This is a genomic window from Enterobacter sp. MGH85 (genome assembly GCF_001037655.1).
Taxonomy (GTDB): domain Bacteria; phylum Pseudomonadota; class Gammaproteobacteria; order Enterobacterales; family Enterobacteriaceae; genus Enterobacter; species Enterobacter intestinihominis.
On sequence record NZ_KQ089925.1, the window covers coordinates 72,736 to 99,713 of the forward strand.

Genomic DNA, 26,978 nt, shown 5'->3' on the forward strand with positions numbered 1-26,978 from the left:
GTTAAAACAGGGAATCACACCCATGGGAAATAATATGAAGAAAAATCATTGCGGTTATTCATTAATCGCATTAGCAATGTTAGCGATGTCAGGTTCTGCTGCGGCAGCCGATCTCAATGTTAACTTCACTGCCAATATCCGCGAAACCACCTGCGATATGAAACTGGTCGGCGGTACGGGTTCAGATACGCAGCAAACGCTGACTATCGGTAATAACGGTCAGGTACGTTTAGATGATGTCAAAGCCGGAACGGCAAATGCCAATTTCAAAATTGTGCTCGTTGAATGCCCGGCGTCGCTGACCTCATTGAAAACCAAAGTATCGGGAACAAGATCTGGATATTTATACTCAGGCCTTGTTAACCAAATACAAAAAATCGACGGAGGTGCAGACTTCTCTGCTGTTGAGATTGCCAGAGCCAGCGCACCAGATGCCCCGTTTATCATTAACTCTGAGGACGATAACGAGCGCCTGGTCTGGAGTCCGACAGAAATCCAGAATAAGGAAGTTGCTCTGGTGGCCACCTTACGTGAAACACAGGAAAACAGGATGACCATAGGTGATTTTCAGGCCGTGGCGACCTTTGAATTTATCTACGAGTGATTAGTGCAGGAAAACGGAGCAACATTATGAAATTCAATTCTACTTTTATCGCCCTGTCCGTTTCTGCTCTTCTGTTCTCGGGAATGGCAAGCGCAGCAATTACAGGCACCCCTAGTGTCGAATTAACGATTAAATCAAAAATTGTATCAGGCACATGTACCGCAAAAGTACTTAACGATGCAGGAACAGCCTCCACTGAAATTGCGTTCGGCGACGTATACAAATCCGATCTGGTGAACAAAACCCGTGTCGAGCCGCTCAAGATTAGTTTCACCAACTGTTCTGGAGTAACCAAGGCAACGGTGTCCGCTGCGAAAGGCGCTGGTGGTGAATGCAGTGGCGTCAACAAGACGGGTGATTCTTACTCTGGCGGCTTAGCAACGGGCTTTGAGATCTGGTCGGGTGTTGTCGATACTGGCGAGCTTATGAGCTGTAACACGCCTCCGGCTGCTAAGGATGTCACCATTACTGATGGTACCGGTGAATTCCCGATGAATTCCCGTATCGTTATCGGGCAAGGCCAAACCATTGCTGATGTAGGCGCGGGGGCGGTTACTGCGCCAGTCACGTTTACTATCGCTTATCCATAATACCAGGAACCAGTATGCAACAATCACCGTTTATTTTATACCAGCCCGGTCTTGTGTTGCTTATGGGCTTGGCTGGTGGCATCTTGCCTGGCGTAAGCCAGGCAAGCTCAGGATTAGACGTAAATATTACCGCTAACATTGTTAATAGCACCTGTAAGATGACCGTGGAAAATGACGGCGAAATTTATCTCCCCAATGCGATGCGCAGTTGGTTTTATAACCCGGATGGTAGCGATCGTTTTACTGCAACCGATGATGCAGGCGGTACGCCTTTTAAGATCCATGTAGATGATTGCTATGGAGACAGCGGTACGGCTAAAAAGCTGAGTTTTAGCTTTTCGCCGCAGTCGGGTTTCTGGCCAGGACAAAATCAGGTTTTCAAAAGTGATGATACCGCCGCAGGCGCGGCAAAAAATGTCGGCGTCGTCGTTTTCTCTGAAAAATATAAAAAGAATGTTTTAAACAACGACGGCACGTCAAAAATCACTTATGACGTAAGCGGTCAGGATACTGCATTTTTAACGGATTATCAGTTCTATGCCCGATATCAAAATATTGGCGTAGTGGCTGGTGGTGTCGTTACCAGTAAAGTATTGGTTGACGTCACTTACGAATAATAATCAGAACAGGAAAAAGGATGAGAATGTTCAACTTTATAAGACAGGGTTTCAACGTGAAAGGCACAATGGCGTTTGCCATGGCGAGCGCGTTATTAACCCTCAGCCACTCCTGCTGGGCAGATGAGTGCCGCATGAATAATGGAAAAGGCGGCACAACCACGCTGATCAATTCTGACTACTCAGGTGGCACCGTACGTCTTCCCCCTCCGGGTAATTATGCCAGTACTCTTTTTAACGTTAACCTGACACCAGGCATTCAGGCCGAATGTGGTATGGGGGACGATGGTTTTAACCTCGTGTCACAAACAAACCCGACCTTGCTGATGGGGAGCAGTTATGGCAGGGCTATGTTTGAAACAAATATTCCGGGGATTTATTATTCCGTAAGGGTGCACACCGCAGAAAGCACTGGAGGCATGGGTGGTTACTTCGCTATGAATACTACTGGCTGGACTACCGTTGCATCCTCAGGTAAGTCTGACCCCTGGGATAGAAAATGGATAAACACCTCAGTTCAAATTTATATTGATGAAGGTTACAGAGGCAACCCGAACAAAGAAACCGCAATCAGACCCAAACCCGGCACTCTGGGTAAAATGGCTATTGGTAATCCAGATGATACTAACAACCAACCATGGACATTTGTGGTCAACGAGGACTCATTCCAGATCCCGATCGTTCTTCCAACCTGCGACATGGCCATGCTATCGGATGGTACTAATAATGTTAACCTGGGGGAATATTATGTTTCAGACATTAAAAACAATCGGGTTAAGGATATCCCTTTTTCCATTAGCTTAAGCAATTGTACCGGTGTGGCAAATATCACAACCAAACTCACCACCTCAAAGCTAACCGGAAAAAATAATGATCTTCTTGGTAATACGCTTTCGTCCGGAGCTGAAGGCGCAGGCGTGAAAATCATGTATAACGGAACCTCTCAACTTCTGCCGAATAATCCTGACTCATCCTATGTCATAACGGATTACCAAACCCCTGAATCCAAGCAAATTAATTATGTTGCTCAACTGGTAGCAAACGGAAACACAGTGAAACCGGGGTCGTTTAAAGCCACCGGCGTATTCACCCTTTCATACGATTAACCGCTATCCCTGCGGCTGATTACTGATCAGCCGCGACATCGTCTCCAGTGAGTCCGTTCTTAAGATATACAAACGCTTCAACAGGAACGGATTATCCCCCGGCTTCACCTTCCCCTTCATCGTCGTCACTGCCAGATGAAAACCAGCGTCATTCGCTGCCTTTATCGCTTTATTGTCATAGCCGCCAAACGGATAAGACACATACAATACGCGCGGGTTGAACTGCGCCAGTGCACGACGTGAGCGTTCAAAATCAAACAGGATCACGTGATAGCTACGGCTCAACAGGATGGGGTGTTTATAGCCATCCACGCGATGCAGGAAATGAGTGTGAGACTGAATGTCGAACACATCCTGGATGCCCTTGATTTCCTGAACGCTCATAAACTGTAGCGATTTTGGATCCCACTTCTGCGGATGGCCTTTGATTCGGGATGAAATAATAAACGCCGTCGCGTTGAAGCCATATTCTTTCAGAACAGGGTACGCGTAACGACTCACCGATTTGAGGCCATCATCAAAAGTGATCACCACCGCTTTCGCGGGCAGGTTCATCTTGTTACGCACGTACCCTTCAAGCTGGTACATCGTCAGCGTGGTGTAGCCCTGATCGCGTAACCAGGCCATCTGATTATTAAACGCACGTACGCTGGTCGTCGTGGAGGTATGTCGAAAACGGGTGTTCTCTTCATCACGCAAAATATGATGGTAGGTCAGAACCGGTAGCCCGTTATCTTCCTGCGCATCCAGGCTGCTTACCCATGCCAGACGATTACCGATACGGATCTGGAACCAGGTCTGGTTCAGGCGGTCTTTCAGCTTATTCAGAATCGGATAGCGAAGATTAGCGCTTAAGGTGCCAAAGGGCGCGCTTCCGCTGCTGGGGGCGTTATACACCGGCGTGTCTTTCCAGGTAATGAGGTTTTGATTACTGAGCGGCTTGTTCAAGTCACCCAGGCTATCCTCAACGCGTTGTTTGCCCTGAACTTTTTCAAGGTGGTCTTTATCAATAAACCCCGTACCGAATCCGAAACGAAATTCATAGTAATCCGCCGCGGCCGGAAAGACAGCGAGGATCTGCCCGGCGCGGACATTCCCCACATTCACAACGGCATTTCCTACCTGCGCCCAGATGGCCGCATCTTCGGTGGTTTGCATATACTGAGCAGGAAGGCCTTGCTGGCTGGTCAGGCTGGCAGACGCACCACCGGAAACCACGAGCAGAAGGATAAAGATAACGCGCTTGAGCATGGAATATAAATCGACACAGAAAATCAGCCGCCATTGTAACAAAAGCGGCATCAATACCAATGTTTAATGCTTATACAGATCGTGAAGCAGAACAAAAGGCGGGTTCTTCTGCTGCTGGTGCCACAAGCTGCTCACGCCCGGCGAGCCCTGCGCCACAATGGCGTGACGAAATTCAGCGCTGCTCAACGTTGCGCGCAGCGGATACATCGCTTCGAGTAAAGGCAGGCTGATACCGGAGATTACTTCACAGTTATCGTGCTTATGGCTCATTAGGGCAGCCGCACGGTATGGCGCCGCGCCGGATCTGTCAGTGAGAAAAATCACGCCATCGCCGGTGTCGGTTTCATGCAGCGCGTCACACATCATTCGGCTGAGCATATTGGTGCTCAGCCCTCGCCAGTAATTTACCGCACGACATTGCGCCAGGGGGCCAAATCGGGCCTCCAGCTTAAGCAGCATTTCCTGTGCCTCTTCATCGTGGCAGGTGATCACCCATCCCAGCATAACGTCTCTCCTTAGCAGGCGAGTAGTTTATCCAGGTGAAGGTTAGTTTACGGTGATAACTGTCAAAGAAAGTGCCCGGCAAACAGAACGTCGCCGGGCAGAAGGTTAGCTACGCAGCCCGCGTCCGCGCTGGATCAGATACCAGCACAGCAGATAGAATGCCACGATAAACACCACCAGCACCACAACGGTGGTGAACAGCGGGACATCGGCAATGCCGAGGAAGCCAAAGCGGAAGCCGCTGATCATGTAGACAATCGGGTTCAGGTGCGACAGCGCCTGCCAGAACGGCGGCAGCAGCGTCAGGGAGTAAAACACCCCGCCCAGATAGGTCAGCGGCGTCAGCACGAAGGTCGGGATCAGGCTGATGTCATCAAACGTTTTAGCAAACACCGCGTTCAGCAGCCCGGCGAGGGAGAACAGGATCGCCGTCAGCAATAATGTGAGCGCCACGAACAGCCACGAATGCACCTGGAACGGGACGAAGAACAACGAAATCGCCGTCACCAGAATCCCCACGCACAGCCCGCGCGCTACGCCGCCGCCCACGTAACCGGCGATGATCACATGCGTTGGCACCGGCGCCACCAGCAGCTCTTCAATGTTGCGCTGGAACTTGGCGCTAAAGAACGACGACGCTACGTTCGCGTAAGCGTTGGTGATCACCGCCATCATGATCAGGCCCGGCACGATAAACTGCATATAGGTAAAACCGTGCATCTCACCAATGCGGGAGCCAATCAGGTTACCGAAAATGATGAAGTAGAGCGTCATGGTGATCACCGGCGGCACCAGGGTTTGCACCCAGATACGCATAAAGCGGTTAATCTCTTTTGCCCAGATGCTTTTCAGCGCGACCCAGTAAAGATGCGTCATGCCTTGTCTCCTTGTTTGTCGTGCACCAGAGAGACAAACAGCTCTTCCAGTCGGTTTGCTTTGTTACGCATGCTTAATACCTGAATGCCCTGCGCACTCAACTGTGAGAACACGCTGTTGATACCCTGCTCGCGCAGCACTTCTACCTCCAGCGTCGAGGTATCGACCAGGCGATAGTTGTAGCCCTCCAGTTTCGGCAGCGCGCTTTTCGCCGCCAGATCGAGGATAAAGGTCTCTGATTTGAGCTTGGAGAGCAGATTCTTCATCGAGGTGTTTTCCACCAGCTCACCGTGCTGAATAATGCCGATATTGCGGCACAGCATTTCCGCCTCTTCCAGGTAGTGCGTGGTCAGAATGATGGTGGTGCCTTTATCGTTCAGATCTTTCAGGAAGCCCCACATGGAACGACGCAGTTCAATATCCACGCCAGCAGTCGGCTCATCAAGGATAAGCAGCTTTGGCTCGTGCATCAGCGCGCGGGCAATCATCAGGCGGCGCTTCATCCCCCCGGACAACATCCGCGCGCGTTCGTTACGCTTCTCCCACAGGTCGAGCTGTTTCAGATACTTTTCGCTGCGCTCAAGCGCCTCTTTGCGCTCAACGCCATAGTAACCCGCCTGGTTAACAACAATCTGCTGTACCGTCTCAAACGGGTTGAAGTTGAACTCCTGCGGCACCAGCCCCAGCTGACGCTTGGCGTTGACCACATCTTTTTGCAGATCGTAGCCAAACACGCTGACGCGGCCGGAGGTTTTGTTGACCAGCGAGCTGATGATCCCGATGGTGGTGGATTTCCCCGCCCCGTTCGGCCCCAGAAGCGCGTAGAAATCTCCCGCTTCGACTTTAAGATCTATCCCGCGCAGCGCCTGAACGCCCCCCGGGTAGGTTTTTTTGAGCTGTTCAAGCTCCAGTGCAATCGCCATGAATTCAACTTACCTTAAGTTCTGACACACGTTGTGTGGTTTCATTAAAAGTCGGGTTACCCTATAGTAGCGCAACGCAATCACTTGTTTACAGGTCGCTAACCTCCATGAACGACATAGATACACTCATCAGCAACAATGCACTATGGTCAAAAATGCTGGTGGAGGAAGACCCCGGATTTTTTGGAAAACTCGCGCAAGCGCAGAACCCGCGCTTTCTCTGGATTGGATGTTCTGACAGCCGTGTCCCCGCCGAACGTCTGACGGGTCTTGAACCTGGCGAACTGTTTGTTCACCGCAATGTGGCTAACCTGGTTATTCATACCGATCTCAACTGCCTTTCGGTTGTGCAGTACGCCGTTGACGTTCTTGAGGTTGAGCACATCATTATTTGTGGCCACTACGGCTGCGGCGGCGTGCAGGCGGCGGTCGAAAACACAGAGCTGGGGTTAATCGATAACTGGCTGCTGCACATTCGTGATATCTGGTTCAAACATAGCTCACTGCTGGGCGAAATGCCGCAGGAGCGCCGTCTCGACACGCTGTGTGAGCTGAACGTGATGGAGCAGGTCTATAACCTGGGCCATTCGACGATTATGCAGTCTGCCTGGAAACGCGGGCAGAAGGTCTCCATCCACGGCTGGGCGTACGGTATTCACGACGGTCTGCTGCGCAATCTGGAAGTGACCGCCACCAACCGCGAAACGCTGGAACAGCGTTACCGCTCGGGAATTGCCAACCTCAAGCTTAAGCATGTGAACCATAAATAACAAAGCCGGGGGTTTTCACCCTCTCCCTGTGGGCTGAGGGTTCCCCACAAATTAATGCGAGCACTGAGCAATCCCCTCGCCCCTCCGGGGAGAGGGTTAGGGTGAGGGGAACATCCGGCGGTGGTGGTCATTCCGTTCACTTTATGTTCCTTGCTACTCTGTAACGACATGACCGGTGAACGTGCCAGGGTGGCTCAGTCGCCACCACCCTGGCGACCCGGGCTCCCGGCGGTAAATCGCCGCTTCGCGGTGCCCTCGGCTTATTCCTTCCGGCTTATCGGGTACGGGCGGAGGCAACGTCCCTGTAAAGCCGCCCTCTCGGCGCATCCCTGCGCCTCGCCCCGGCCGGAAGGCAAACGCCTCAGCGATTTACAGCCGGACCAGGGCATCGCTGACAGCCCTCAGTCATTTAGAAAGCAACTTTATTGCTTCTGCATAAAGAAATTACTGGGGATCCCTCAGCCCTGTGGGAGAGGGCTGGGGTGAGGGCATCAGCCCGCAATTATTCGTCCAGAATCACTACTTTCCCAACATACGGCAGATGGCGATAACGCTGCGCGTAATCAATGCCGTAACCCACCACGAATTCGTCCGGGATGGAGAAACCAACGAACTCCACCGGCACCTGCACTTCACGGCGCTCAGGCTTATCCAGCAGAGTACAAATCGCCAGTGATTTTGGTTCACGCAGGCTCAGGATCTCACGCACTTTAGAGAGCGTGTTACCGGAGTCGATGATGTCCTCAACAATCAACACATCTTTGCCACGAATATCTTCATCCAAATCTTTCAGGATTTTCACATCACGGGTTGTGGACATGCCGCTGCCGTAACTGGAGGCGGTCATAAAATCGACCTCGTGCGGCACCTGCACTTCACGGCACAGGTCTGCCATGAACATGAAAGAACCACGCAACAGACCGACCAGCACCATTTCGCTGCCGCTGTCCTTGTAATGTTCGGTGATTTGACGACCCAGTTCGGCGATACGCGCTTTGATCTCGGCTTCCGGGATCATCACTTCAACAGTATGTTTCATATTACTAACCAAATGATTTTAGTGAAAATCTCTCAATGCGGATGACTCTCGCTCCGGCATCGATACGCAAGCCAGCCATTATACCAGTAAATGGATTGCCCTGGCGTATGAGTTATAAAAAGCAATATTTGTGATTCCGATCACAGTTGTTAATACCTATAATTAATTGCTAGCAAATAATTAACAAAACTGACGAGTACTTTTCTATGGCTGAAACAAAAACTAAACAGCCGCGTCTACTGGTGACATTAACAGCCGCGTTTGCCGCATTCTGCGCGCTGTATTTGTTAATCGGTGGCGTATGGCTGGTCGCGATTGGCGGCTCCTGGTACTACCCGATTGCGGGTCTGGTTATGGTTGGCGTAACCGTCCTGCTTTTACTCAGAAAACAATCTGCTCTGTGGCTGTACGCAGCGTTACTGCTCGCAACCATGATCTGGGGCGTCTGGGAGGTCGGGTTCGACTTCTGGGCGTTGACGCCGCGCAGCGACATTCTGGTCTTCTTCGGTATCTGGCTGATCCTGCCGTTTGTCTGGCGTCGTCTGATCGTCCCTTCCAGTGGTGCTGTAGCCGGTCTGATCGTTGCCCTGCTGATTAGTGGCGGCATCCTGACCTGGGCCGGATTCAACGACCCGCAGGAGATCCACGGTACGCTGAACACTGAATCCACGCCGGCTGCGGCTATCTCGCAGGTGGCTGACGGCGACTGGCCAGCCTATGGTCGTAATCAGGAAGGTCAACGTTACTCCCCGCTGAAGCAGATCAACGCGGACAACGTGAAAAACCTGAAGGAAGCCTGGGTATTCCGTACCGGCGACCTGAAAATGCCAAACGATCCGGGTGAGCTGACCAACGAAGTGACCCCGATTAAAGTGGGCAACATGCTCTACCTGTGTACGGCGCACCAGCGTCTGTTCGCGCTCGACGCGGCCACCGGTAAAGAGAAATGGCACTTTGATCCACAGCTGAACTCCAACCCGTCGTTCCAGCACATCACCTGCCGCGGCGTCTCTTACCACGAAGCGCGCGCTGATAATGCCAGCCCGGAAGTCATTGCCGACTGTCCTCGCCGCATTATGCTGCCGGTGAACGATGGCCGCCTGTTTGCCATCAACGCTGAGACCGGTAAGCTGTGCGAAACCTTCGCTAACAAAGGCATTCTGAATCTTCAGACCAACATGCCGGACACTACGCCGGGTCTGTATGAGCCGACCTCCCCGCCAATCATTACCGATAAAACCATCGTGATTGCCGGTTCGGTAACGGATAACTTCTCTACCCGCGAAACCTCCGGCGTTATCCGTGGTTTCGACGTGAACACCGGTAAACTGCTGTGGGCCTTCGACCCGGGCGCGAAAGATCCCAACGCGATCCCATCGGATGAACACACCTTTACCTTTAACTCACCGAACTCCTGGGCACCGGCAGCGTATGACGCGAAGCTGGACCTGGTTTACCTGCCGATGGGCGTGACCACGCCGGATATCTGGGGCGGTAACCGTACGCCGGAGCAGGAACGTTACGCCAGCTCCATCGTGGCGCTGAACGCAACGACCGGTAAACTGGCATGGAGCTACCAGACCGTTCACCACGATCTGTGGGATATGGATATGCCGTCCCAGCCGACGCTGGCGGACATTACCGTTAACGGTAAAACCGTTCCGGTGATTTACGCCCCGGCCAAAACCGGCAACATCTTCGTGCTGGATCGCAGCAACGGTAAGCTGGTTGTTCCTGCGCCGGAAAAACCGGTTCCGCAGGGTGCGGCCAAAGGCGACTACGTTACCAAAACGCAGCCGTTCTCTGATCTGAGTTTCCGTCCGGAGAAAGACCTCAGCGGTGCAGACATGTGGGGTGCCACGATGTTTGACCAGCTGGTATGCCGCGTGATGTTCCACCAGCTGCGCTATGAAGGCATCTTCACGCCGCCGTCAGAGCAGGGCACGCTGGTCTTCCCGGGTAACCTGGGGATGTTCGAGTGGGGTGGGATCTCCGTTGACCCTAACCGTCAGGTCGCCATCGCTAACCCAATGGCGCTGCCGTTCGTTTCCCGTCTGATCCCACGCGGTCCGGGTAACCCAATGGAGCAGCCTAAAGATGCGAAAGGCAGCGGTACCGAAGCCGGTATCCAGCCGCAGTATGGCGTTCCTTATGGTGTGACCCTGAATCCGTTCCTTTCTCCGTTCGGTCTGCCGTGTAAACAGCCTGCCTGGGGTTACATCTCCGGTCTGGATCTGAAGACCAACAAGATCGTCTGGAAGAAACGTATTGGTACGCCACAGGACAGCATGCCGTTCCCGATGCCTGTTCCAGTGCCGTTCAATATGGGTATGCCAATGCTGGGTGGCCCAATCTCCACCGCCGGTAACGTGCTGTTCATCGCGGCAACCGCAGATAACTACCTGCGCGCGTACAACATGACCAACGGTGAAAAACTGTGGCAAGGCCGTCTGCCAGCCGGTGGACAGGCTACGCCGATGACCTATGAAGTGAATGGCAAGCAGTACGTTGTCATCTCCGCAGGTGGTCACGGTTCGTTTGGCACGAAGATGGGCGACTATATTGTCGCGTATGCACTGCCTGACGACGCTAAGTAATGAAAAAGCCCGGTGGCGCTAACGCATACCGGGCTTTCGGGTGTCCTATGTAGGCCGGGTAAGGCGAAGCCGCCACCCGGCTTTTTTTATACGGTAAAGCCCAGCATCATCCCCGTATCTTCATGCTCCAGCAGATGGCAGTGGGCCATATAGGCAAACTCTTTCGGCGCTTCGTGATCGAACTTCACCAGCACCTCGCTGACACCGCCTTCCACCCTCACCGTATCTTTCCAGCCCCGGCGATGCGCGTCCGGCGCTTTACCGTTCTCAGAGAGAATACGGAACTGCGTGCCGTGGATATGGAACGGGTGCAGCATCATGTCGCCTTCGCCTGAAATCACCCAGCGTTCAAACTGCCCTTTCGTGGCGGCGAACATGGGCGTGTTCATATCGAACGCTTTGCCGTTGATGCGGTTGGCGTCGTGGAAATCGAAACCATGGCCGCCGTGATCCATGCCGCCCATTTTACCGTGGTCCATATTCATATGGCCCATCATCTGGCCGTGGTGCATTCCCGCCATGGCCTGCTTGCCGTACTTCTTCATCAGCGCCTGCATGCCCATCATGTCGAGCATCGGGTCCATGGAGAGCTGAAGTTTACGCTGCGTAAGCCCGTCCAGCGACGGGAGTGCGGGTAGCGTGGTGAGGGCGTCCGGCAGCGTACCGGAAGCGGCGATCTGTAGCGGCTGAATGCGCAGGACCGGATGGGGTTTATCAAACGGCGCAACGGCCATCCCCATCTGGCTGACCGGCAGGGTCACCAGGTCAAACGCTTTGCCATCGCTGATATCCACCAGCACCTCGAAGCGCTCGCCCATCAGCATCGGCAGCTCGCTCACCTTCACCGGTTCCGGCAGCAGGCCACCGTCGCTTGCCACCACATACAGCGGGCGTTTATCGCTGGTGGCGAAGTTCAGCGAGCGGGCGTTACAGCCATTTAGCAGGCGTAAACGCAGCCAGCCTTTTGGCGCGGCATGCTGCGGGTAGATTGCGCCGTTGGTCAGCAGCGTATCGCCAAACCAGCCTACCGCCGCGCTCATTACGTCCAGCTGATAGTCAATTTGCCCGTCAGCGCTGAATTTTTTGTCCTGCACAATCACCGGGACATCGTCGATCCCCCACTGTTTCGGCAGGCGCAGCAGGCGGCTTTCATCGTCTTCAATCAGCACCAGACCGGCCAGCCCCATCGCCACCTGATGGCCCGTTTTGCCATGCTGATGCGGGTGGAACCAGCAGGTCGCTGCACGCTGGTCAGGAGTAAAGGTGACGCTGCGCTTACCACCAGGCCTGATGACGCCCTGAGGCCCCCCATCCACTTCGCCCGGGACTTCCAGCCCATGCCAGTGCAGCGTGGTCTCTTGCGCAAGCGTGTTATGAATGTCTACCGTCACCGCCTTCCCTTTGCGTAACTGCAACGCCGGGCCGAGCAAATTGCCGTTATAACCCCACGTCGTGGCGGCGTGCTGACCGAACGTGGTTTTACCGGCCTGCACCACAAGCTGAATGCGGCTGCGGGCATCTGCGGCGAGTAATTCAGGTATGGGTAAAGCAGGTCTGTCGGCGGCAAAAACGGCGCGGCTCCAGAGAGGTAACGCGCTGGCAACCCCCAGCGCGGCAGAAAATTTTAAAAAATCACGACGTTGCATGTGCATTTCCTTATTTCCAGCAGGCGATATTTTGAGCATAAACCCTCCCCTTACCGGAAGGTCAAGCACGGCGGCAATAATAAAGATCGTCGGCCTGGCATCAAGTATGCTAACGTTAATTTTCCGTGATGCAGTGGTAAAGGCAATGAAGACGTTTTTCAGAACAATTTTGTTCGCCAGCCTGATGGCGATGTGTGCGAATAGTTACGCGCTAAGTGAAAACGAAGCGGAAGATATGGCCGATCTGACGGCAGTTTTTGTTTTTCTGAAAAACGATTGTGGTTACCAGAATTTACCCAATGGGCAAATTCGTCGCGCACTGGTCTTTTTTGCCCAGCAGAACCAATGGGACCTCAGCAACTACGACAGCTTCGACATGAAGGCGCTCGGTGAAGACAGCTACCGTGATTTAAGCGGTATTGGCATTCCCACTGCTAAAAAATGCAAAGCGCTGGCTCGCGATTCACTCAGCCTGCTCGCCTACGTGAAGTAACCTTCCCGACGCCCCTTGTTGACCCGCTAACCGCTTCACGGCGGTGTTGTGTTGCGCCCATCTGCCGGCTGTAATGGATGTTAACGAAGGAGGTGCTCCCCGTGACCGAAAAAACGGTATGGCAAGAAACGCTGCATGACCAGTTTGGTCAGTATTTTGCCGTGGATAACGTGCTCTATCATGAGAAAACCGATCATCAGGATCTGATAATCTTTGAAAACGCCGCCTTTGGCCGCGTGATGGCGCTGGACGGCGTGGTGCAAACCACCGAGCGCGACGAGTTTATCTATCACGAAATGATGACCCACGTCCCGCTGCTGGCCCACGGCCACGCGAAGGACGTGCTGATTATCGGCGGCGGCGACGGCGCGATGCTGCGTGAAGTCTCGCGTCATCAGAATGTCGAAACCATCACCATGGTGGAAATCGACGCCGGTGTGGTGTCGTTCTGCCGCCAGTATCTGCCCAACCACAATGCTGGCAGCTATGACGATCCGCGGTTTAATCTGGTTATCGACGATGGCGTCAATTTTGTTAACCAGACCACGCAAACGTTTGATGTCATTATCTCTGACTGTACCGACCCTATCGGTCCGGGCGCGTCGCTGTTTACCTCGTCGTTTTACGAAGGCTGCAAGCGCTGCCTGAAGCCTGGCGGGATTTTTGTGGCGCAAAACGGCGTTTGCTTCCTGCAACAGGATGAAGCGCTTGATAGCCACCGTAAGCTGAGCACCTATTTTGCTGACGTCAGCTTCTACCAGGCGGCGATCCCCACTTACTACGGCGGGATCATGACCTTTGCCTGGGCGACGGATAACGACGTCCTGCGCCATCTCTCCACCGAAATTATCCAGGCCCGCTTCCACCAGGCCGGACTCAAATGCCGATACTACAACCCGGCGATCCACACCGCAGCCTTTGCGTTGCCTCAATATCTGCAAGACGCGCTGTCCTCAAAGGAGGTGAACTAATTGAAAAAGCTTAAACTGCATGGCTTTAACAATCTGACCAAAAGCCTGAGTTTTTGTATTTACGATATCTGCTACGCCAAAACAGCGGAAGAGCGCGATGGTTATATCGCCTATATCGATGAACTCTACAACGCCAACCGTCTGACCGAGATCCTGACAGAGACCTGCTCGATTATCGGCGCCAACATCCTGAATATCGCGCGCCAGGATTACGAGCCGCAGGGAGCAAGCGTCACCATTCTGGTCAGTGAAGAGCCGGTTGACCCGCAGCTTATCGACAAAACCGAGCACCCCGGCCCACTGCCAGAAGTGGTTGTCGCCCACCTGGATAAAAGCCATATCTGCGTGCACACCTACCCGGAAAGCCACCCGGAAGGCGGACTGTGTACCTTCCGCGCGGATATTGAAGTGTCGACCTGCGGCGTGATTTCACCGCTGAATGCGTTGAATTATTTAATCCACCAGCTGGAATCCGATATCGTCACTATTGATTATCGCGTGCGCGGTTTTACCCGTGATATCAACGGCATGAAGCACTTCATCGATCATGAGATCAACTCCATTCAGAACTTCATGTCCGACGACATGAAGTCGCTATACGACATGATGGATGTGAACGTCTATCAGGAGAATATCTTCCACACCAAAATGTTACTTAAGGAATTCGACCTTAAGCACTACATGTTCCACACGAAGCCGGAAGATTTAAGCGAAGAAGAGCGTAAGGTCATTACTGACCTGCTCTGGAAAGAGATGCGCGAAATTTACTACGGCCGTAACATTCCGACCGTGTAATCGTGGACCGAAGCAGGGACGCTTCGGGGAGTTACTTCTGTTTCATAAAGTCGCGGTAGGCGTTCACCACTTTCAGGAAATCTTCCACACCGCACAGCGACAGGCTTTCTTCGTCGTAGTAGCTCATCCCCTCTTCCATCTCATCACCCGAGAACTCAAGCTGGTTGGCACGCACCATCACCTCTTCGCCATCCATCCACAGGGTGTATTCGTGTCCGGCGCGTTGCCAGGAGCGTTCACTGCCTTTCACCGTTTCCGCTGCCTGTTCGACTTCATCCAGCAGCGCGAGGTTCTCTTTCACCTCTTCGTTAAACCAGTGTCCAACGGCTTCGTGCCCCATCGACATTCGCACTTTCACCACGCCGGTGATGTCGCGCAAAAATTCGTAATCCATAGCGTTTTCCTCTGCAAAGCCATTAGGGTAATTATCGCAGCAGAGAGGAAGAAAAAAAGCGGGAGAGGTGGGAGGAATGAAAATAAAAAAAATACCCCTCACCCTGGCCCTCTCCCAAAGGGAGAGGGAATAAAATCCCCTCGCCCCTTGGGGAGAGGGGTTAGGGGTGAGGAGTTGGTTTTTTATACCGCGGTCTGGAAGATCACCCCGTCAGCCTTCTCGGTGTACTGAGAGAGCTGGTCGAAGTTCAGATAGCGATAGGTATCCACCGCCGTCTTATCTACCTGAGCCACAAAGGTCTGGTACTCTTCCGGCGTTGGCAGTTTGCCAATCAGCGCCGCTACCGCTGCCAGCTCCGCAGAAGCCAGGTAGACGTTCGCCCCGGTACCCAAACGGTTCGGGAAGTTACGGGTGGAGGTGGAAACCACTGTCGCACCGTCGGCCACGCGCGCCTGGTTGCCCATGCACAGGGAGCAGCCCGGAATTTCAATACGCGCCCCGCTCTTACCGAACACGCTGTAGTAGCCCTCTTCGGTCAGCTGCGCCGCATCCATACGGGTTGGCGGCGCCACCCACAGACGGGTCGGCAGCTGGCCTTTGTGAGTATCCAGCAGCTTACCGGCAGCACGGAAGTGGCCGATGTTGGTCATACAGGAGCCGATGAACACTTCGTCGATCTTATCGCCCTGTACGTCAGAGAGCAGACGCGCATCGTCCGGATCGTTTGGCGCACACAGGATTGGCTCTTTGATATCCGCCAGATCGATGTCGATCACCGCCGCGTACTCTGCGTCAGCGTCAGCTTCCAGCAGCTGCGGATCCGCCAGCCATTTTTCCATGCCCTGAATACGACGCTCCAGCGTACGGCGGTCGCCGTAGCCTTCCGCAATCATCCACTTGAGCAGCACGATGTTGGAGGTCAGATACTCAATAATCGGCTCTTTGTTCAGCTTGATGGTACAGCCCGCCGCAGAACGCTCGGCAGAGGCATCGGTCAGCTCGAACGCCTGCTCAACTTTCAGATCCGGCAGACCTTCAATTTCCAGAATGCGGCCAGAGAAGATGTTTTTCTTGCCCTTCTTCTCAACGGTCAGCAGACCCTGTTTGATGGCATACAGCGGGATTGCGTGCACCAGATCGCGCAGAGTGATGCCCGGCTGCATTTTGCCTTTGAAGCGCACCAGCACGGATTCAGGCATGTCGAGAGGCATCACGCCGGTCGCTGCGGCAAACGCCACCAGACCGGAGCCCGCAGGGAAGGAGATACCAATCGGGAAACGGGTATGGGAGTCACCGCCGGTACCCACGGTATCCGGCAGCAGCATGCGGTTCAGCCAGGAGTGGATAACGCCGTCGCCCGGACGCAGGGAGACACCGCCACGGTTCATAATGAAGTCAGGCAGCGTGTGGTGCGTAGTGACGTCAACCGGCTTCGGATATGCCGCAGTGTGGCAGAAGGACTGCATCACCAGGTCAGACGAGAAGCCCAGGCACGCAAGGTCTTTCAGTTCATCACGGGTCATTGGACCGGTGGTGTCCTGAGAGCCCACGGAGGTCATTTTCGGCTCGCAGTACGCGCCAGGACGGATACCAGCGATGCCGCAGGCGCGACCGACCATTTTCTGTGCCAGCGAGAAGCCGCGATTGCTTTCCGCCACGTCTTTCGCCTGACGGAACACGTCACTGTGCGGCAGACCCAGCGCTTCACGCGCTTTGGTGGTCAGGCCACGGCCAATGATCAGCGGAATACGGCCACCGGCACGCACTTCGTCGATCAGCACGTCGGTTTTCAGCTCGAAGCTTGCCAACAGTTCGTTGGTTTCGTGGTTGCGCACTTCGCCTTTATACGGGTAAACGTCAATCACGTCGCCCATGTTCAGGTTGCTCACGTCCACTTCAATTGGCAGAGCGCCCGCATCTTCCATGGTGTTGAAGAAGATTGGCGCAATTTTGCCGCCGAGGCACAGGCCGCCGCCGCGCTTGTTCGGCACGTGCGGAATGTCGTCGCCCATGAACCACAGCACGGAGTTGGTGGCGGATTTACGGGAAGAACCGGTACCAACCACATCACCGACGTAGGCCAGCGGGAAACCTTTCTCCTGAAGCGCTTCGATCTGTTTAATCGGGCCAACGCTACCCGGCTGATCCGGCTCGATGCCTTCACGGGCGTTTTTCAGCATCGCCAGGGCGTGCAGGGGGATATCAGGACGAGACCACGCGTCCGGAGCCGGAGAGAGGTCATCGGTGTTGGTTTCACCGGTAACCTTAAAGACGGTCACGGTAATTTTTTCAGCAAGCGCAGGGCGGTTCAGGAACCATTCGGCATCGGCCCAGGACTGCATCACCTGCTTCGCGTAAACGTTGCCTGCTTTGGCTTTTTCTTCTACATCGTAGAAGTTATCGAACATCAGCAGCGTTGAAGAGAGCGCTTTGGCAGCAATCGGTGCCAGCTTTTCGTTGTCCAGCGCGTCAATCAGCGGATGAATGTTATAGCCGCCCTGCATGGTGCCGAGCAGTTCAATGGCTTTTTCAGGAGTAACCAGTGGGGAGGTGGCTTCGCCTTTGGCGATAGCAGCAAGGAATCCGGCTTTTACGTAGGCAGCTTCATCTACGCCAGGCGGTACGCGGTTGATCAGCAGATCTAACAGGAATTCTTCTTCGCCCTCAGGCGGGTTCTTCAGCAGCTCGACGAGCGCGGCCATTTGGGTTGCATCTAAAGGTTTGGGTACAATTCCCTCGGCGGCACGTTCTGCTACGTGCTTACGGTATTCTTCTAGCACGACGGTTCTCCTCGCTCTCATTGTCATATGCGGCGGGCGTTCTCTTCACGCTCCTGTGAGACAGCAGTTTGTAGGGTAAATGCCCGATACCGCGTCGGGCAGCATAGCAGGATTTCTGCACAGTGTTAATCTGTTTACAAAAAAGCAACATTAAATTATTTGCTGAATCGTTAAGCATGGTGTAGCGGGGAGACGAGGCGAATCTTGTCCTCTTTCCCGTCGCCTTTTCAGCTATCCGATATAATTGTGTAATAAATACTCACACTCTTTATCCGGACGCTACGGTTGGTTTCCCAACAATAGTCAAAACTGTAAAACACGAGTGAATGATACTCGCGGCAACAGCAACGCCTCACGGCACTGCACTCGTCTCGTTGGAGTCAATCTATGAAGTTGCCTTTTAAGCCACATCTTCTTGTTCTGCTTTGCAGTGCGGGGCTGTTTGCCGCCTCGGGTGTCATGTACGTTAAAAGCCGCGCAACGGAACCTGCTACGCCTGCTCCGGTTACACAACAACCTGGCGCACCGGTAGCCCAGCCTGCGCCCGTCGCTGCCCCGGTCTACACTGCGGCGCAAATCGACCAATGGGTTGCCCCTGTCGCGCTTTACCCGGATGCCCTGCTGTCGCAAATCTTGATGGCGTCGACCTACCCGTCAAATGTTATTCAGGCCGCGCAGTGGTCGAAAGACAATCCTAAAATGCAGGGTGATGCCGCCCTGCAGGCGGTAGCCACCCAGCCGTGGGATCCCAGCGTAAAATCCCTGGTTGCGTTTCCTCAGCTGATGTCGTTGATGGGCGAAAATCCGCCATGGGTACAAAATCTGGGAGACGCCTTCCTTGCACAGCCGAAAGATGTGATGGATTCCGTACAGCGGCTGCGCCTGCTGGCCCAACAAACGGGTGCGCTACAATCCACACCGCAGCAGACGGTCACCACCGTCACGAAACCTGCATCGACAAAAACCACGACAACCGCAACGCCTACCAGCCCAACGGTGATCAAGATTGAATCCGCCGATCCGCAGGTGGTGTATGTTCCCACGTATAATCCGAATACGGTTTATGGTAGCTGGCCTAACACCGCTTACCCGCCGGTCTATCTTCCGCCCTCACCCGGCGAGCAATTCACGGACAGTCTGGTTAAAGGATTAGGTTTTAGCCTCGGGGTCGCTACAACCTACGCCATTTTCAGCAATATTGACTGGGATGATGACGACTGGGATCACCATCATCACGATGATGACTGGGACAACCACGGCGGTTATAACCGCAACGGTGATAACAACATCAATATCAACGTGGATAATTTCAACAGAATCAGCGGGCAGCACCTGAACGGTAATAACCACACCTGGCAGCACAATCCTGCCTATCGTGAAGGCGTGCCTTACCCGAATAACCAGCTGGCTAACCGCTTCCACTCTACACAGACAGCCACCGGGCTAAGCGCGACGCAGCAAAAACCAGTCAATCGCGACAGCCAGCGCCAGGCCGCTCTCAGCCAGATGGAAAAATCAACGGGTAAAACCCTCCCACACTCAGTACATACAGCCACGCGAGACGCACAACGTCTGGCCTCAACGCAACAGTTGAAGCAGATCTCGCAGCGAAATAACTATCGTGGATATGACACCAGGCCGCAGGCCGTAAAACGGACGAGCACGCCGCAGCGTGTACATCATCAGACTGACATGCACAGACAGGAGAAGCGGGTTTCACAGACGGTACAGCAGCCAGCCAGGCTGCATCGGGCCAATGCCCTGAGCGGCAACGACAGCCGCTCCGCGAACTGGCAAGCCCAGCAGCAGCGCGGGGCGCAAAGCCGGCAGCTCGCTACTCGTCAACATCAGCCGCGCCAGCTCACTGGTGAACGCGCTGAACGCCATGAATTCCGTCATCGTTAAGGGAGCCGACATGAAACGTCAATTACTCAGTGGAATGGTGTTGTTCATGGTCTCGGCGGCCGTCATGGCACAGCAATCGTTCAGTTCGCCAGAACAGGCGACCAGTGCGCTGGCAAGCGCCATCAGCGAGCAAAACGAAAGTGCGATGAACAATTTGCTCGGTGAAAACTGGCGCGATTTCCTGCCGCCAGAAGGCGTTGATCCTGATGCGGTCGATCGCTTCCTGCGCGACTGGAACGTTCATCATAAAACCGTCATCAGTGGCAACGTGGCGCACCTGGTGGTGGGCGATAACGGCTGGCAGCTACCGATCCCGGTGGTCAAAACGGCATCTGGCTGGCAGTTTGATATGCAGGAAGCCGCAGAAGAGATCCTGACCCGCGAAATCGGGCGCAACGAACTCGCAGCCATCGAAGCGCTTCACGCCTATGTTGATGCCCAGCAGAGCTATTTTGCGATGAACCAAAAGTACGCGCAGAAGATAGTCAGTTCTAAAGGTAAAAAGGATGGACTGTACTGGCCCGGCGCTCCCGGTGAAACGCCCAGCCCACTGGGTCCGGCGTTCAGTCCTCCACAGTCGGGGGCGGGTTACCATGGTTACCGATTCCGCATCATGCCGGATAAAAATGGCTTTGCCATGGTCGCCTGGCCGGTGAACTACGGTCAGACGGGGGTAATGAGCTTTGTAATTAACCAGGATGACGCGGTTTATCAGGCAGATCTCGGCAACGATTCGGCGCAGAAAGCGCAGGCTCTTAGTGAATACCAGCCGGATAAGACCTGGCAGCCTGTCACACCCTGAACGCAGCGCATAAAAAAAGCGGCCTGAGGCCGCTTTTTTCATCTGAAGAAACTTATTTCTTCTTCGCTTTCGCGTTTGGCAGGTCAGTAATGCTACCTTCAAACACTTCTGCCGCCAGGCCCACGGACTCATGCAGAGTCGGGTGTGCGTGGATGGTCAGCGCGATGTCTTCTGCGTCGCAGCCCATTTCGATAGCCAGACCGATTTCACCCAGCAGCTCGCCGCCGTTGGTACCGACAATCGCACCACCGATGACGCGGTGAGTTTCTTTGTCGAAGATCAGTTTGGTCATACCGTCTGCGCAGTCGGACGCGATAGCACGGCCAGAAGCAGCCCACGGGAAGGTGGCAGTTTCGTAGCTGATGCCTTTCTCTTTCGCTTCTTTCTCAGTCAGACCAACCCATGCAACTTCTGGCTCGGTATACGCGATAGATGGGATCACTTTCGGATCGAAGTAATGCTTCATGCCGGCGATAACTTCAGCGGCAACATGACCTTCGTGAACACCTTTGTGCGCCAGCATTGGCTGACCGACGATATCGCCGATAGCAAAGATGTGCGGCACGTTGGTACGCAGCTGTTTGTCAACGCGGATGAAGCCACGGTCGTCCACTTCCACGCCAGCTTTGCCCGCGTCGAGATTTTTACCGTTCGGCACACGGCCGATAGCCACCAGCACGGCGTCGTAACGCTGTGGTTCGGATGGGGCTTTTTTGCCTTCCATGGAAACGTAAATACCGTCTTCTTTCGCTTCAACGGCAGTCACTTTGGTTTCCAGCATCAGGTTGAATTTCTTGCTGATGCGTTTGGTGAAGACTTTAACGATATCTTTGTCGGCTGCCGGGATTACCTGGTCGAACATTTCAACCACGTCGATCTCTGAACCCAGCGCATGGTACACAGTACCCATTTCCAGACCGATGATACCGCCGCCCATAACCAGCAGACGCTTAGGAACGGTTTTCAGCTCCAGCGCATCGGTGGAATCCCACACGCGTGGATCTTCATGTGGAATGAATGGCAGTTCGATTGGGCGAGAGCCTGCCGCGATGATCGCGTTGTCGAAGTTGATCACGGTTTTGCCGTTTTCGCCTTCCACTTCCAGGGTGTTCGCACCGGTGAATTTACCCAGACCGTTTACCACTTTCACTTTACGGCCTTTGGCCATACCCGCCAGACCTCCGGTCAGCTGAGTGATAACTTTCTCTTTCCAGGTACGAATTTTGTCGATATCGGTTTTCGGCTCGCCGAAGACGATACCGTGTTCAGCCAGCGCTTTGGCTTCTTCGATAACTTTCGCTACGTGCAGCAGCGCTTTAGAAGGGATACAGCCGACGTTCAGACAAACACCGCCGAGGGTGCTGTAACGTTCTACGATGACGGTTTCCAGACCTAAATCCGCGGCGCGAAATGCTGCGGAGTAACCTGCCGGGCCTGCCCCAAGTACTACGACCTGAGTTTTGATTTCTGTGCTCATCATGACCTCTTAATGTATACCCGTCGTCCACCGGGTCGTTCTATCCGCCCGTATTTTACAAAATTGTTAACAATTTTGAAACAACAAACGGCTCACGAATTATCGCTTTCACCAATAACCTCAAAAACCCCATGAGATTATCAGAAAAAAGCCGGCCGACTGGCCGGCTTTTCGATTACATCACCAGGCGGCGAATGTCGCTCAGGGTGTTGTTGATGATGGTGATGAAACGCGCACCATCAGCCCCGTCGATTACGCGGTGGTCGAAGGACAGAGAGATTGGCATCATCAGACGCGGCACGAACTCTTTGCCATTCCACACCGGCTCCATCGCGGACTTGGACACACCGAGGATAGCCACTTCCGGCGCGTTTACAATCGGCGCGAAGTGGGTGGTACCCAGGCCGCCGATGCTGGAGATAGTGAAGCAGCCGCCCTGCATTTCGCCGGCAGTCAGCTTACCATCACGCGCTTTTTTGGAGATGGTGGTCAGTTCACGGGACAGCTCGGTAATGCTCTTCTTGTTCACGTCTTTGAAGACCGGAACCACCAGACCATTTGGCGTATCAACCGCAACACCGATGTTGATGTATTTCTTCAGCGTCAGCTTCTGGCCGTCTTCAGACAGGGAGCTATTGAAGCGTGGCATCTGCTCAAGGGCAGCGGCAACGGCCTTCATGATAAAGACCACTGGGGTGAACTTCACGTCCAGCTTACGCTTCTCAGCTTCGGCGTTCTGCTGTTTACGGAACGCTTCCAGATCGGTGATATCGGTCTTATCGAAGTGCGTAACGTGCGGGATCATCACCCAGTTACGGCTCAGGTTAGCACCAGAGATTTTCTGGATACGGCCCAGCTCCACTTCTTCGATTTCACCGAACTTACTGAAGTCCACTTTCGGCCATGGCAGCATGCCCGGGATACCGCCGCCAGCGGCTGCCGCAGGTGCAGCTTCGGCGCGTTTCACCGCGTCTTTCACGTAAGCCTGAACGTCTTCGCGCAGGATACGACCTTTACGGCCGGTGCCCTTCACTTTCGCCAGGTTCACACCGAATTCGCGCGCCAGGCGACGAATCAGCGGAGTCGCGTGGACGTAAGCGTCGTTTTCAGCGAACTCAGATTTTTCTGCTTTAGCAGCAGGGGCAGCAGCAGGTTTAGCAGCCTGAGCCGGTGCAGCAGCAGGTGCCGGAGCAGCCGCGGCAGCCGGAGCGGCGGCAGGCGCTGCGCCTTCCACTTCGAAGACCATGATCAGAGAGCCGGTAGACACTTTGTCGCCGGTGTTGATTTTGATCTCTTTAACGGTACCGGCGAACGGCGCAGGCACTTCCATGGAAGCTTTGTCGCCTTCAACGGTGATCAGTGACTGTTCAGCGGCAACTTTGTCGCCCACTTTCACCATCACTTCGGTCACTTCAACTTCGTCACCGCCGATGTCCGGTACGTTAACGTCTTTCGCGCCGCCAGCAGCCGCTGGCGCAGCGGCCGGAGCCGGAGCAGCAGCCTGAGCAGGCGCAGCGGCAGGTGCTGCACCCGCCACTTCGAAGACCATGATCAGCGAGCCGGTAGACACTTTGTCGCCAGTGTTGATCTTGATCTCTTTAACGGTACCGGCGAACGGTGCTGGCACTTCCATAGAGGCTTTGTCGCCTTCTACGGTGATCAGTGACTGCTCAGCCGCAACGGTGTCGCCCACTTTCACCAGGATTTCGGTAACTTCAACTTCGTCACCGCCGATGTCAGGCACATTTACTTCTTTCGCTGCCGCGGCCGCTGCTGGAGCAGCAGCAGGAGCGGCTTCTTTCTTCTCTTCCTGCGCAGGTGCAGCAGCTGCTGCACCGTCGGCGGAATCGAAAATCATGATCAGTTTGCCAGTCTCGGTTTTATCGCCAACAGAGACTTTGATCTCTTTAACGATGCCAGCCTGAGGAGACGGGACTTCCATAGAGGCTTTGTCGCCTTCTACGGTGATCAGCGACTGTTCAGCTTCAACTTTGTCGCCTACTTTGACCAGGATCTCGGTGATTTCAACTTCATCAGCCCCGATGTCCGGTACATTGATTTCGATAGCCATTATTCTTTTACCTCTTACGCCAGACGCGGGTTAACTTTATCTGCATCGATGTTGAATTTGGTGATTGCGTCCGCAACCACTTTCTTATCGATTTCGCCACGTTTAGCCAGTTCGCCCAGTGCTGCTACTACCACGTAGGAAGCATCAACTTCGAAGTGGTGACGCAGGTTTTCGCGGCTGTCAGAACGACCGAAGCCGTCAGTACCCAGTACGCGATAATCATCAGCTGGAACGTAAGTACGAACCTGCTCAGCGAACAGTTTCATATAGTCAGTAGACGCCACCGCTGGCGCGTCGTTCATCACCTGAGCGATGTACGGAACGCGTGGGGTTTCCATTGGGTGCAGCATGTTCCAGCGCTCACAATCCTGGCCATCACGCGCCAGTTCAGTGAAGGAGGTCACAGAGTACACATCGGAACCCACACCGTAGTCTTTCGCCAGGATCTGCGCTGCTTCACGAACGTGACGCAGGATAGAACCGGAGCCCAGCAGCTGAACTTTACCTTTGCTACCTTCGATGGTTTCGAGTTTGTAGATACCTTTACGGATACCTTCCTCGGCACCTGCTGGCATTGCCGGCATGTGGTAGTTTTCGTTCAGGGTGGTGATGTAGTAGTAAACGTTCTCTTGCGCTTCACCGTACATGCGCTGCAGACCGTCATGCATGATGACTGCCACTTCGTACGCGTAAGACGGGTCGTAAGAGATACAGTTAGGGATAGTCAGAGACTGAATGTGGCTGTGACCATCTTCGTGCTGCAGACCTTCACCGTTCAGGGTCGTACGACCAGAAGTACCACCGATCAGGAAGCCGCGAGCCTGCTGGTCGCCTGCCTGCCAGCACAGATCACCGATACGCTGGAACCCGAACATGGAGTAGTAGATGTAGAACGGGATCATCGGCAGGTTGTTGGTGCTGTAAGAGGTCGCAGCAGCCAGCCAGGATGCGCCTGCACCCAGTTCGTTGATACCTTCCTGAAGGATCTGACCTTTCTCGTCTTCTTTGTAGTATGCAACCTGCTCACGGTCCTGCGGGGTGTACTGCTGGCCGTTCGGGCTGTAGATACCGATCTGACGGAACAGACCTTCCATACCGAAAGTACGCGCTTCGTCGGCGATGATTGGAACCAGACGATCTTTGATTGACTTGTTCTTCAGCATCACGTTCAGGGCACGAACGAAAGCGATAGTGGTAGAGATCTCTTTGTTCTGCTCTTCCAGCAGCTGAGAGAAGTCTTCCAGGGCTGGCAGTTCCAGCTTCTCGGTGAAGTTAGGCTGACGAGCAGGCAGGTAGCCTTTCAGTGCCTGACGACGTTCGTGCAGGTATTTATGCTCTTCAGACCCTTCCGGGAAGGTAATGTAAGACAGGTTTTCTACCTGCTCATCGGTAACTGGAACGTTGAAACGGTCGCGGATATAACGCACGCCGTCCATGTTCATTTTCTTAACCTGGTGAGCGATGTTTTTACCTTCTGCGGTATCACCCATGCCGTAACCTTTGATGGTGTGGGCCAGGATCACAGTCGCTTTACCTTTGGTTTCCTGCGCTTTTTTCAGTGCAGCGTAAACTTTCTTCGGATCGTGACCACCGCGGTTCAGCGCCCAGATCTGCTCGTCAGTCCAGTCTGCAACCAGGGCTGCGGTTTCAGGATATTTGCCGAAGAAGTGCTCACGAACGTAGGCACCGTCTTTGGATTTGAAGGTCTGGTAGTCGCCGTCAACGGTTTCGTTCATCAGCTGGATCAGTTTACCGCTGGTGTCTTTACGCAGCAGCTCATCCCAACGACCGCCCCACATGACTTTGATCACGTTCCAGCCTGCACCCGCGAAGATGCCTTCCAGTTCGTTAATGATCTTGCCGTTACCGGTTACCGGACCATCCAGACGTTGCAGGTTACAGTTGATGATGAAGCACAGGTTGTCCAGCTTCTCACGGGTCGCGATGGTGATCGCGCCTTTAGATTCTGGCTCATCCATTTCACCGTCGCCCAGGAAGGCGTAAACGGTCTGCTCAGAGGTGTCTTTCAGACCACGGTGTTCCAGGTACTTCAGGAATTTAGCCTGATAGATTGCACCAATTGGACCCAGACCCATAGATACGGTCGGGAACTGCCAGAACTCAGGCATCAGTTTAGGGTGCGGATAAGAAGACAGACCCTTACCGTGAACTTCCTGACGGAAGTTGTTCATCTGCTCTTCAGTCAGACGACCTTCCAGGAAGGCACGTGCATAGATGCCCGGAGAGATGTGGCCCTGGAAGTACACCAGATCGCCGCCGTCTTTCTCGTTGGCTGCACGGAAGAAGTGGTTGAAGCACACTTCGTAAACGGTCGCAGAGGACTGGAAGGACGCCATGTGGCCACCCAGTTCCAGATCTTTCTTGGATGCGCGCAGAACGGTCATGATAGCGTTCCAGCGGATAGCAGAACGGATACGGCGTTCCAGATCCAGATTGCCCGGGTATTCCGGTTCGTCTTCGACGGCAATCGTGTTTACGTAGTTGCTAGCCCCTGCACCTGAAGCCACTTTCACGCCGCCTTTGCGCGCTTCTGAAAGCAGCTGATCAATCAGATACTGAGCACGCTCAACACCTTCTTCACGGATGACCGATTCGATCGCCTGTAGCCAGTCGCGAGTTTCGATCGGATCCACGTCATTTTGGAGACGTTCTGACATGGGGGTATTCCTTATCTATCTAATACGTTGATTTGTCTGGAACCTGTCCCATTGTGCTCTCGGTTAAGAACACAATAAGACAGGTTCTG

The 26,978-nt window shown here is 54.0% G+C and carries 22 protein-coding genes; 11 read left to right on the top strand and 11 right to left on the bottom strand.

All coding sequences use genetic code 11. The features are described 5' to 3' along the window. Window positions 1-34 precede the first annotated feature (34 nt). Genes SK51_RS00335 through SK51_RS24890 form a run of 4 tightly spaced genes read left to right on the top strand, consistent with a single transcriptional unit; the run spans window position 35 to window position 2,917 of the window. Window positions 35-604 (top strand): fimbrial protein, encoded by a 570-nt coding sequence (locus SK51_RS00335; protein WP_032671560.1) that lies wholly within the window; start codon window positions 35-37, stop codon window positions 602-604. 26 nt (window positions 605-630) lie between these two features. Continuing rightward, window positions 631-1,194 carry a fimbrial protein gene (locus SK51_RS00340; protein WP_023299346.1) on the top strand — a complete coding sequence of 188 codons (564 nt, stop codon included), beginning with the start codon at window positions 631-633 and terminating at the stop codon, window positions 1,192-1,194. Between the two features lie 14 nt (window positions 1,195-1,208). Continuing rightward, on the top strand, window positions 1,209-1,811 hold the full coding sequence (locus tag SK51_RS00345) for a fimbrial-like protein (protein WP_022647078.1): 603 nt from the start codon (window positions 1,209-1,211) through the stop codon (window positions 1,809-1,811). Between the two features lie 20 nt (window positions 1,812-1,831). Next, complete coding sequence (locus SK51_RS24890) at window positions 1,832-2,917, top strand: fimbrial protein (protein ID WP_050594919.1); 1,086 nt, start codon at window positions 1,832-1,834, stop codon at window positions 2,915-2,917. A 3-nt stretch (window positions 2,918-2,920) separates the two neighbouring features. Here the strand turns inward: SK51_RS24890 and SK51_RS00355 are convergent, their stop codons facing one another. The 4 genes from SK51_RS00355 to SK51_RS00370 all read right to left on the bottom strand — a co-directional run bounded on the left by SK51_RS00355 (window position 2,921) and on the right by SK51_RS00370 (window position 6,471). Continuing rightward, window positions 2,921-4,168, bottom strand: a complete 1,248-nt coding sequence (locus SK51_RS00355) for a polysaccharide deacetylase family protein (protein ID WP_032670914.1) — start codon at window positions 4,166-4,168, stop codon at window positions 2,921-2,923. A gap of 63 nt (window positions 4,169-4,231) precedes the next feature. Continuing rightward, window positions 4,232-4,672: a PTS sugar transporter subunit IIA gene (locus SK51_RS00360; protein ID WP_022647075.1), complete on the bottom strand. Its 441-nt coding sequence runs from the start codon at window positions 4,670-4,672 to the stop codon at window positions 4,232-4,234. A 105-nt stretch (window positions 4,673-4,777) separates the two neighbouring features. Then, window positions 4,778-5,548, bottom strand: a complete 771-nt coding sequence (locus SK51_RS00365) for an ABC transporter permease (RefSeq protein ID WP_022647074.1) — start codon at window positions 5,546-5,548, stop codon at window positions 4,778-4,780. Continuing rightward, window positions 5,545-6,471 carry an ABC transporter ATP-binding protein gene (locus SK51_RS00370; protein WP_003856300.1) on the bottom strand — a complete coding sequence of 309 codons (927 nt, stop codon included), beginning with the start codon at window positions 6,469-6,471 and terminating at the stop codon, window positions 5,545-5,547. The genes SK51_RS00365 and SK51_RS00370 overlap by 4 nt, the downstream gene beginning before the upstream one ends. 107 nt (window positions 6,472-6,578) lie before the next feature. Between SK51_RS00370 and can the strand changes: the two genes are divergently transcribed. Beyond that, window positions 6,579-7,241 (top strand): carbonate dehydratase, encoded by a 663-nt coding sequence (can, locus tag SK51_RS00375; protein ID WP_003856301.1) that lies wholly within the window; start codon window positions 6,579-6,581, stop codon window positions 7,239-7,241. 502 nt (window positions 7,242-7,743) lie between these two features. On the opposite strand, the gene hpt is transcribed toward can, so the two are convergent. After that, window positions 7,744-8,280 carry a hypoxanthine phosphoribosyltransferase gene (gene hpt, locus SK51_RS00380; protein ID WP_003856303.1) on the bottom strand — a complete coding sequence of 179 codons (537 nt, stop codon included), beginning with the start codon at window positions 8,278-8,280 and terminating at the stop codon, window positions 7,744-7,746. A 206-nt stretch (window positions 8,281-8,486) separates the two neighbouring features. Between hpt and SK51_RS00385 the strand changes: the two genes are divergently transcribed. Then, window positions 8,487-10,877 carry a glucose/quinate/shikimate family membrane-bound PQQ-dependent dehydrogenase gene (locus SK51_RS00385; RefSeq protein WP_023305450.1) on the top strand — a complete coding sequence of 797 codons (2,391 nt, stop codon included), beginning with the start codon at window positions 8,487-8,489 and terminating at the stop codon, window positions 10,875-10,877. 86 nt (window positions 10,878-10,963) lie between these two features. Here SK51_RS00385 and cueO read toward each other — a convergent pair whose 3' ends face one another. Further along, window positions 10,964-12,523, bottom strand: coding sequence for a multicopper oxidase CueO (gene cueO / locus SK51_RS00390; RefSeq protein WP_032676691.1), 1,560 nt, complete (start codon window positions 12,521-12,523; stop codon window positions 10,964-10,966). Window positions 12,524-12,668: 145 nt separating this feature from the next. Between cueO and SK51_RS00395 the strand changes: the two genes are divergently transcribed. The 3 genes from SK51_RS00395 (at window position 12,669) to speD (ending at window position 14,782) form a co-directional block, all read left to right on the top strand. Beyond that, window positions 12,669-13,016 (top strand): YacC family pilotin-like protein, encoded by a 348-nt coding sequence (locus SK51_RS00395; protein ID WP_003856306.1) that lies wholly within the window; start codon window positions 12,669-12,671, stop codon window positions 13,014-13,016. A gap of 101 nt (window positions 13,017-13,117) precedes the next feature. Next, complete coding sequence (speE, locus tag SK51_RS00400) at window positions 13,118-13,987, top strand: polyamine aminopropyltransferase (protein ID WP_022647071.1); 870 nt, start codon at window positions 13,118-13,120, stop codon at window positions 13,985-13,987. Continuing rightward, window positions 13,988-14,782 (top strand): adenosylmethionine decarboxylase, encoded by a 795-nt coding sequence (speD, locus tag SK51_RS00405; protein WP_022647070.1) that lies wholly within the window; start codon window positions 13,988-13,990, stop codon window positions 14,780-14,782. Window positions 14,783-14,813: 31 nt separating this feature from the next. Here speD and yacL read toward each other — a convergent pair whose 3' ends face one another. Further along, window positions 14,814-15,176, bottom strand: coding sequence for a protein YacL (gene yacL / locus SK51_RS00410; protein ID WP_022647069.1), 363 nt, complete (start codon window positions 15,174-15,176; stop codon window positions 14,814-14,816). A gap of 182 nt (window positions 15,177-15,358) precedes the next feature. Then, a complete protein-coding gene (gene acnB / locus SK51_RS00415; RefSeq protein WP_023305448.1) occupies window positions 15,359-17,956 on the bottom strand; it encodes a bifunctional aconitate hydratase 2/2-methylisocitrate dehydratase in 2,598 nt (865 codons plus the stop codon). Between the two features lie 387 nt (window positions 17,957-18,343). On the opposite strand from acnB, the gene SK51_RS00420 reads away from it, so the two are divergent. Both SK51_RS00420 and SK51_RS00425 read left to right on the top strand, forming a co-directional pair. Then, a complete protein-coding gene (locus SK51_RS00420; protein WP_023305447.1) occupies window positions 18,344-19,861 on the top strand; it encodes a DUF3300 domain-containing protein in 1,518 nt (505 codons plus the stop codon). Window positions 19,862-19,871: 10 nt separating this feature from the next. Next, window positions 19,872-20,663: a DUF2950 family protein gene (locus SK51_RS00425; RefSeq protein ID WP_023305446.1), complete on the top strand. Its 792-nt coding sequence runs from the start codon at window positions 19,872-19,874 to the stop codon at window positions 20,661-20,663. A 52-nt stretch (window positions 20,664-20,715) separates the two neighbouring features. Here SK51_RS00425 and lpdA read toward each other — a convergent pair whose 3' ends face one another. The 3 genes from lpdA to aceE all read right to left on the bottom strand — a co-directional run bounded on the left by lpdA (window position 20,716) and on the right by aceE (window position 26,889). Beyond that, window positions 20,716-22,140 carry a dihydrolipoyl dehydrogenase gene (gene lpdA, locus SK51_RS00430; RefSeq protein WP_003856313.1) on the bottom strand — a complete coding sequence of 475 codons (1,425 nt, stop codon included), beginning with the start codon at window positions 22,138-22,140 and terminating at the stop codon, window positions 20,716-20,718. Between the two features lie 175 nt (window positions 22,141-22,315). Then, the gene (gene aceF, locus SK51_RS00435; RefSeq protein ID WP_023299336.1) at window positions 22,316-24,211 is read right to left on the bottom strand and encodes a pyruvate dehydrogenase complex dihydrolipoyllysine-residue acetyltransferase; all 1,896 of its coding nucleotides are present in this window, start codon (window positions 24,209-24,211) and stop codon (window positions 22,316-22,318) included. Window positions 24,212-24,225: 14 nt separating this feature from the next. Further along, on the bottom strand, window positions 24,226-26,889 hold the full coding sequence (gene aceE, locus SK51_RS00440) for a pyruvate dehydrogenase (acetyl-transferring), homodimeric type (protein ID WP_022647064.1): 2,664 nt from the start codon (window positions 26,887-26,889) through the stop codon (window positions 24,226-24,228). Between the last annotated feature and the right edge of the window lie 89 nt (window positions 26,890-26,978).

Excerpts from the sequence above, each read along its gene's own strand:
- SK51_RS00335 (WP_032671560.1), top strand. The coding sequence starts at position 35 with ATGAAGAAAAATCATTGCGGTTATTCATTAATCGCATTAGCAATGTTA.
- SK51_RS00340 (WP_023299346.1), top strand. The coding sequence starts at position 631 with ATGAAATTCAATTCTACTTTTATCGCCCTGTCCGTTTCTGCTCTTCTG.
- SK51_RS00345 (WP_022647078.1), top strand. The coding sequence starts at position 1,209 with ATGCAACAATCACCGTTTATTTTATACCAGCCCGGTCTTGTGTTGCTT.
- SK51_RS24890 (WP_050594919.1), top strand. The coding sequence starts at position 1,832 with ATGAGAATGTTCAACTTTATAAGACAGGGTTTCAACGTGAAAGGCACA.
- SK51_RS00355 (WP_032670914.1), bottom strand. The coding sequence starts at position 4,168 with ATGCTCAAGCGCGTTATCTTTATCCTTCTGCTCGTGGTTTCCGGTGGT.
- SK51_RS00360 (WP_022647075.1), bottom strand. The coding sequence starts at position 4,672 with ATGCTGGGATGGGTGATCACCTGCCACGATGAAGAGGCACAGGAAATG.
- SK51_RS00365 (WP_022647074.1), bottom strand. The coding sequence starts at position 5,548 with ATGACGCATCTTTACTGGGTCGCGCTGAAAAGCATCTGGGCAAAAGAG.
- SK51_RS00370 (WP_003856300.1), bottom strand. The coding sequence starts at position 6,471 with ATGGCGATTGCACTGGAGCTTGAACAGCTCAAAAAAACCTACCCGGGG.
- can (WP_003856301.1), top strand. The coding sequence starts at position 6,579 with ATGAACGACATAGATACACTCATCAGCAACAATGCACTATGGTCAAAA.
- hpt (WP_003856303.1), bottom strand. The coding sequence starts at position 8,280 with ATGAAACATACTGTTGAAGTGATGATCCCGGAAGCCGAGATCAAAGCG.
- SK51_RS00385 (WP_023305450.1), top strand. The coding sequence starts at position 8,487 with ATGGCTGAAACAAAAACTAAACAGCCGCGTCTACTGGTGACATTAACA.
- cueO (WP_032676691.1), bottom strand. The coding sequence starts at position 12,523 with ATGCAACGTCGTGATTTTTTAAAATTTTCTGCCGCGCTGGGGGTTGCC.
- SK51_RS00395 (WP_003856306.1), top strand. The coding sequence starts at position 12,669 with ATGAAGACGTTTTTCAGAACAATTTTGTTCGCCAGCCTGATGGCGATG.
- yacL (WP_022647069.1), bottom strand. The coding sequence starts at position 15,176 with ATGGATTACGAATTTTTGCGCGACATCACCGGCGTGGTGAAAGTGCGA.
- SK51_RS00420 (WP_023305447.1), top strand. The coding sequence starts at position 18,344 with ATGAAGTTGCCTTTTAAGCCACATCTTCTTGTTCTGCTTTGCAGTGCG.
- SK51_RS00425 (WP_023305446.1), top strand. The coding sequence starts at position 19,872 with ATGAAACGTCAATTACTCAGTGGAATGGTGTTGTTCATGGTCTCGGCG.
- lpdA (WP_003856313.1), bottom strand. The coding sequence starts at position 22,140 with ATGAGCACAGAAATCAAAACTCAGGTCGTAGTACTTGGGGCAGGCCCG.
- aceF (WP_023299336.1), bottom strand. The coding sequence starts at position 24,211 with ATGGCTATCGAAATCAATGTACCGGACATCGGGGCTGATGAAGTTGAA.
- aceE (WP_022647064.1), bottom strand. The coding sequence starts at position 26,889 with ATGTCAGAACGTCTCCAAAATGACGTGGATCCGATCGAAACTCGCGAC.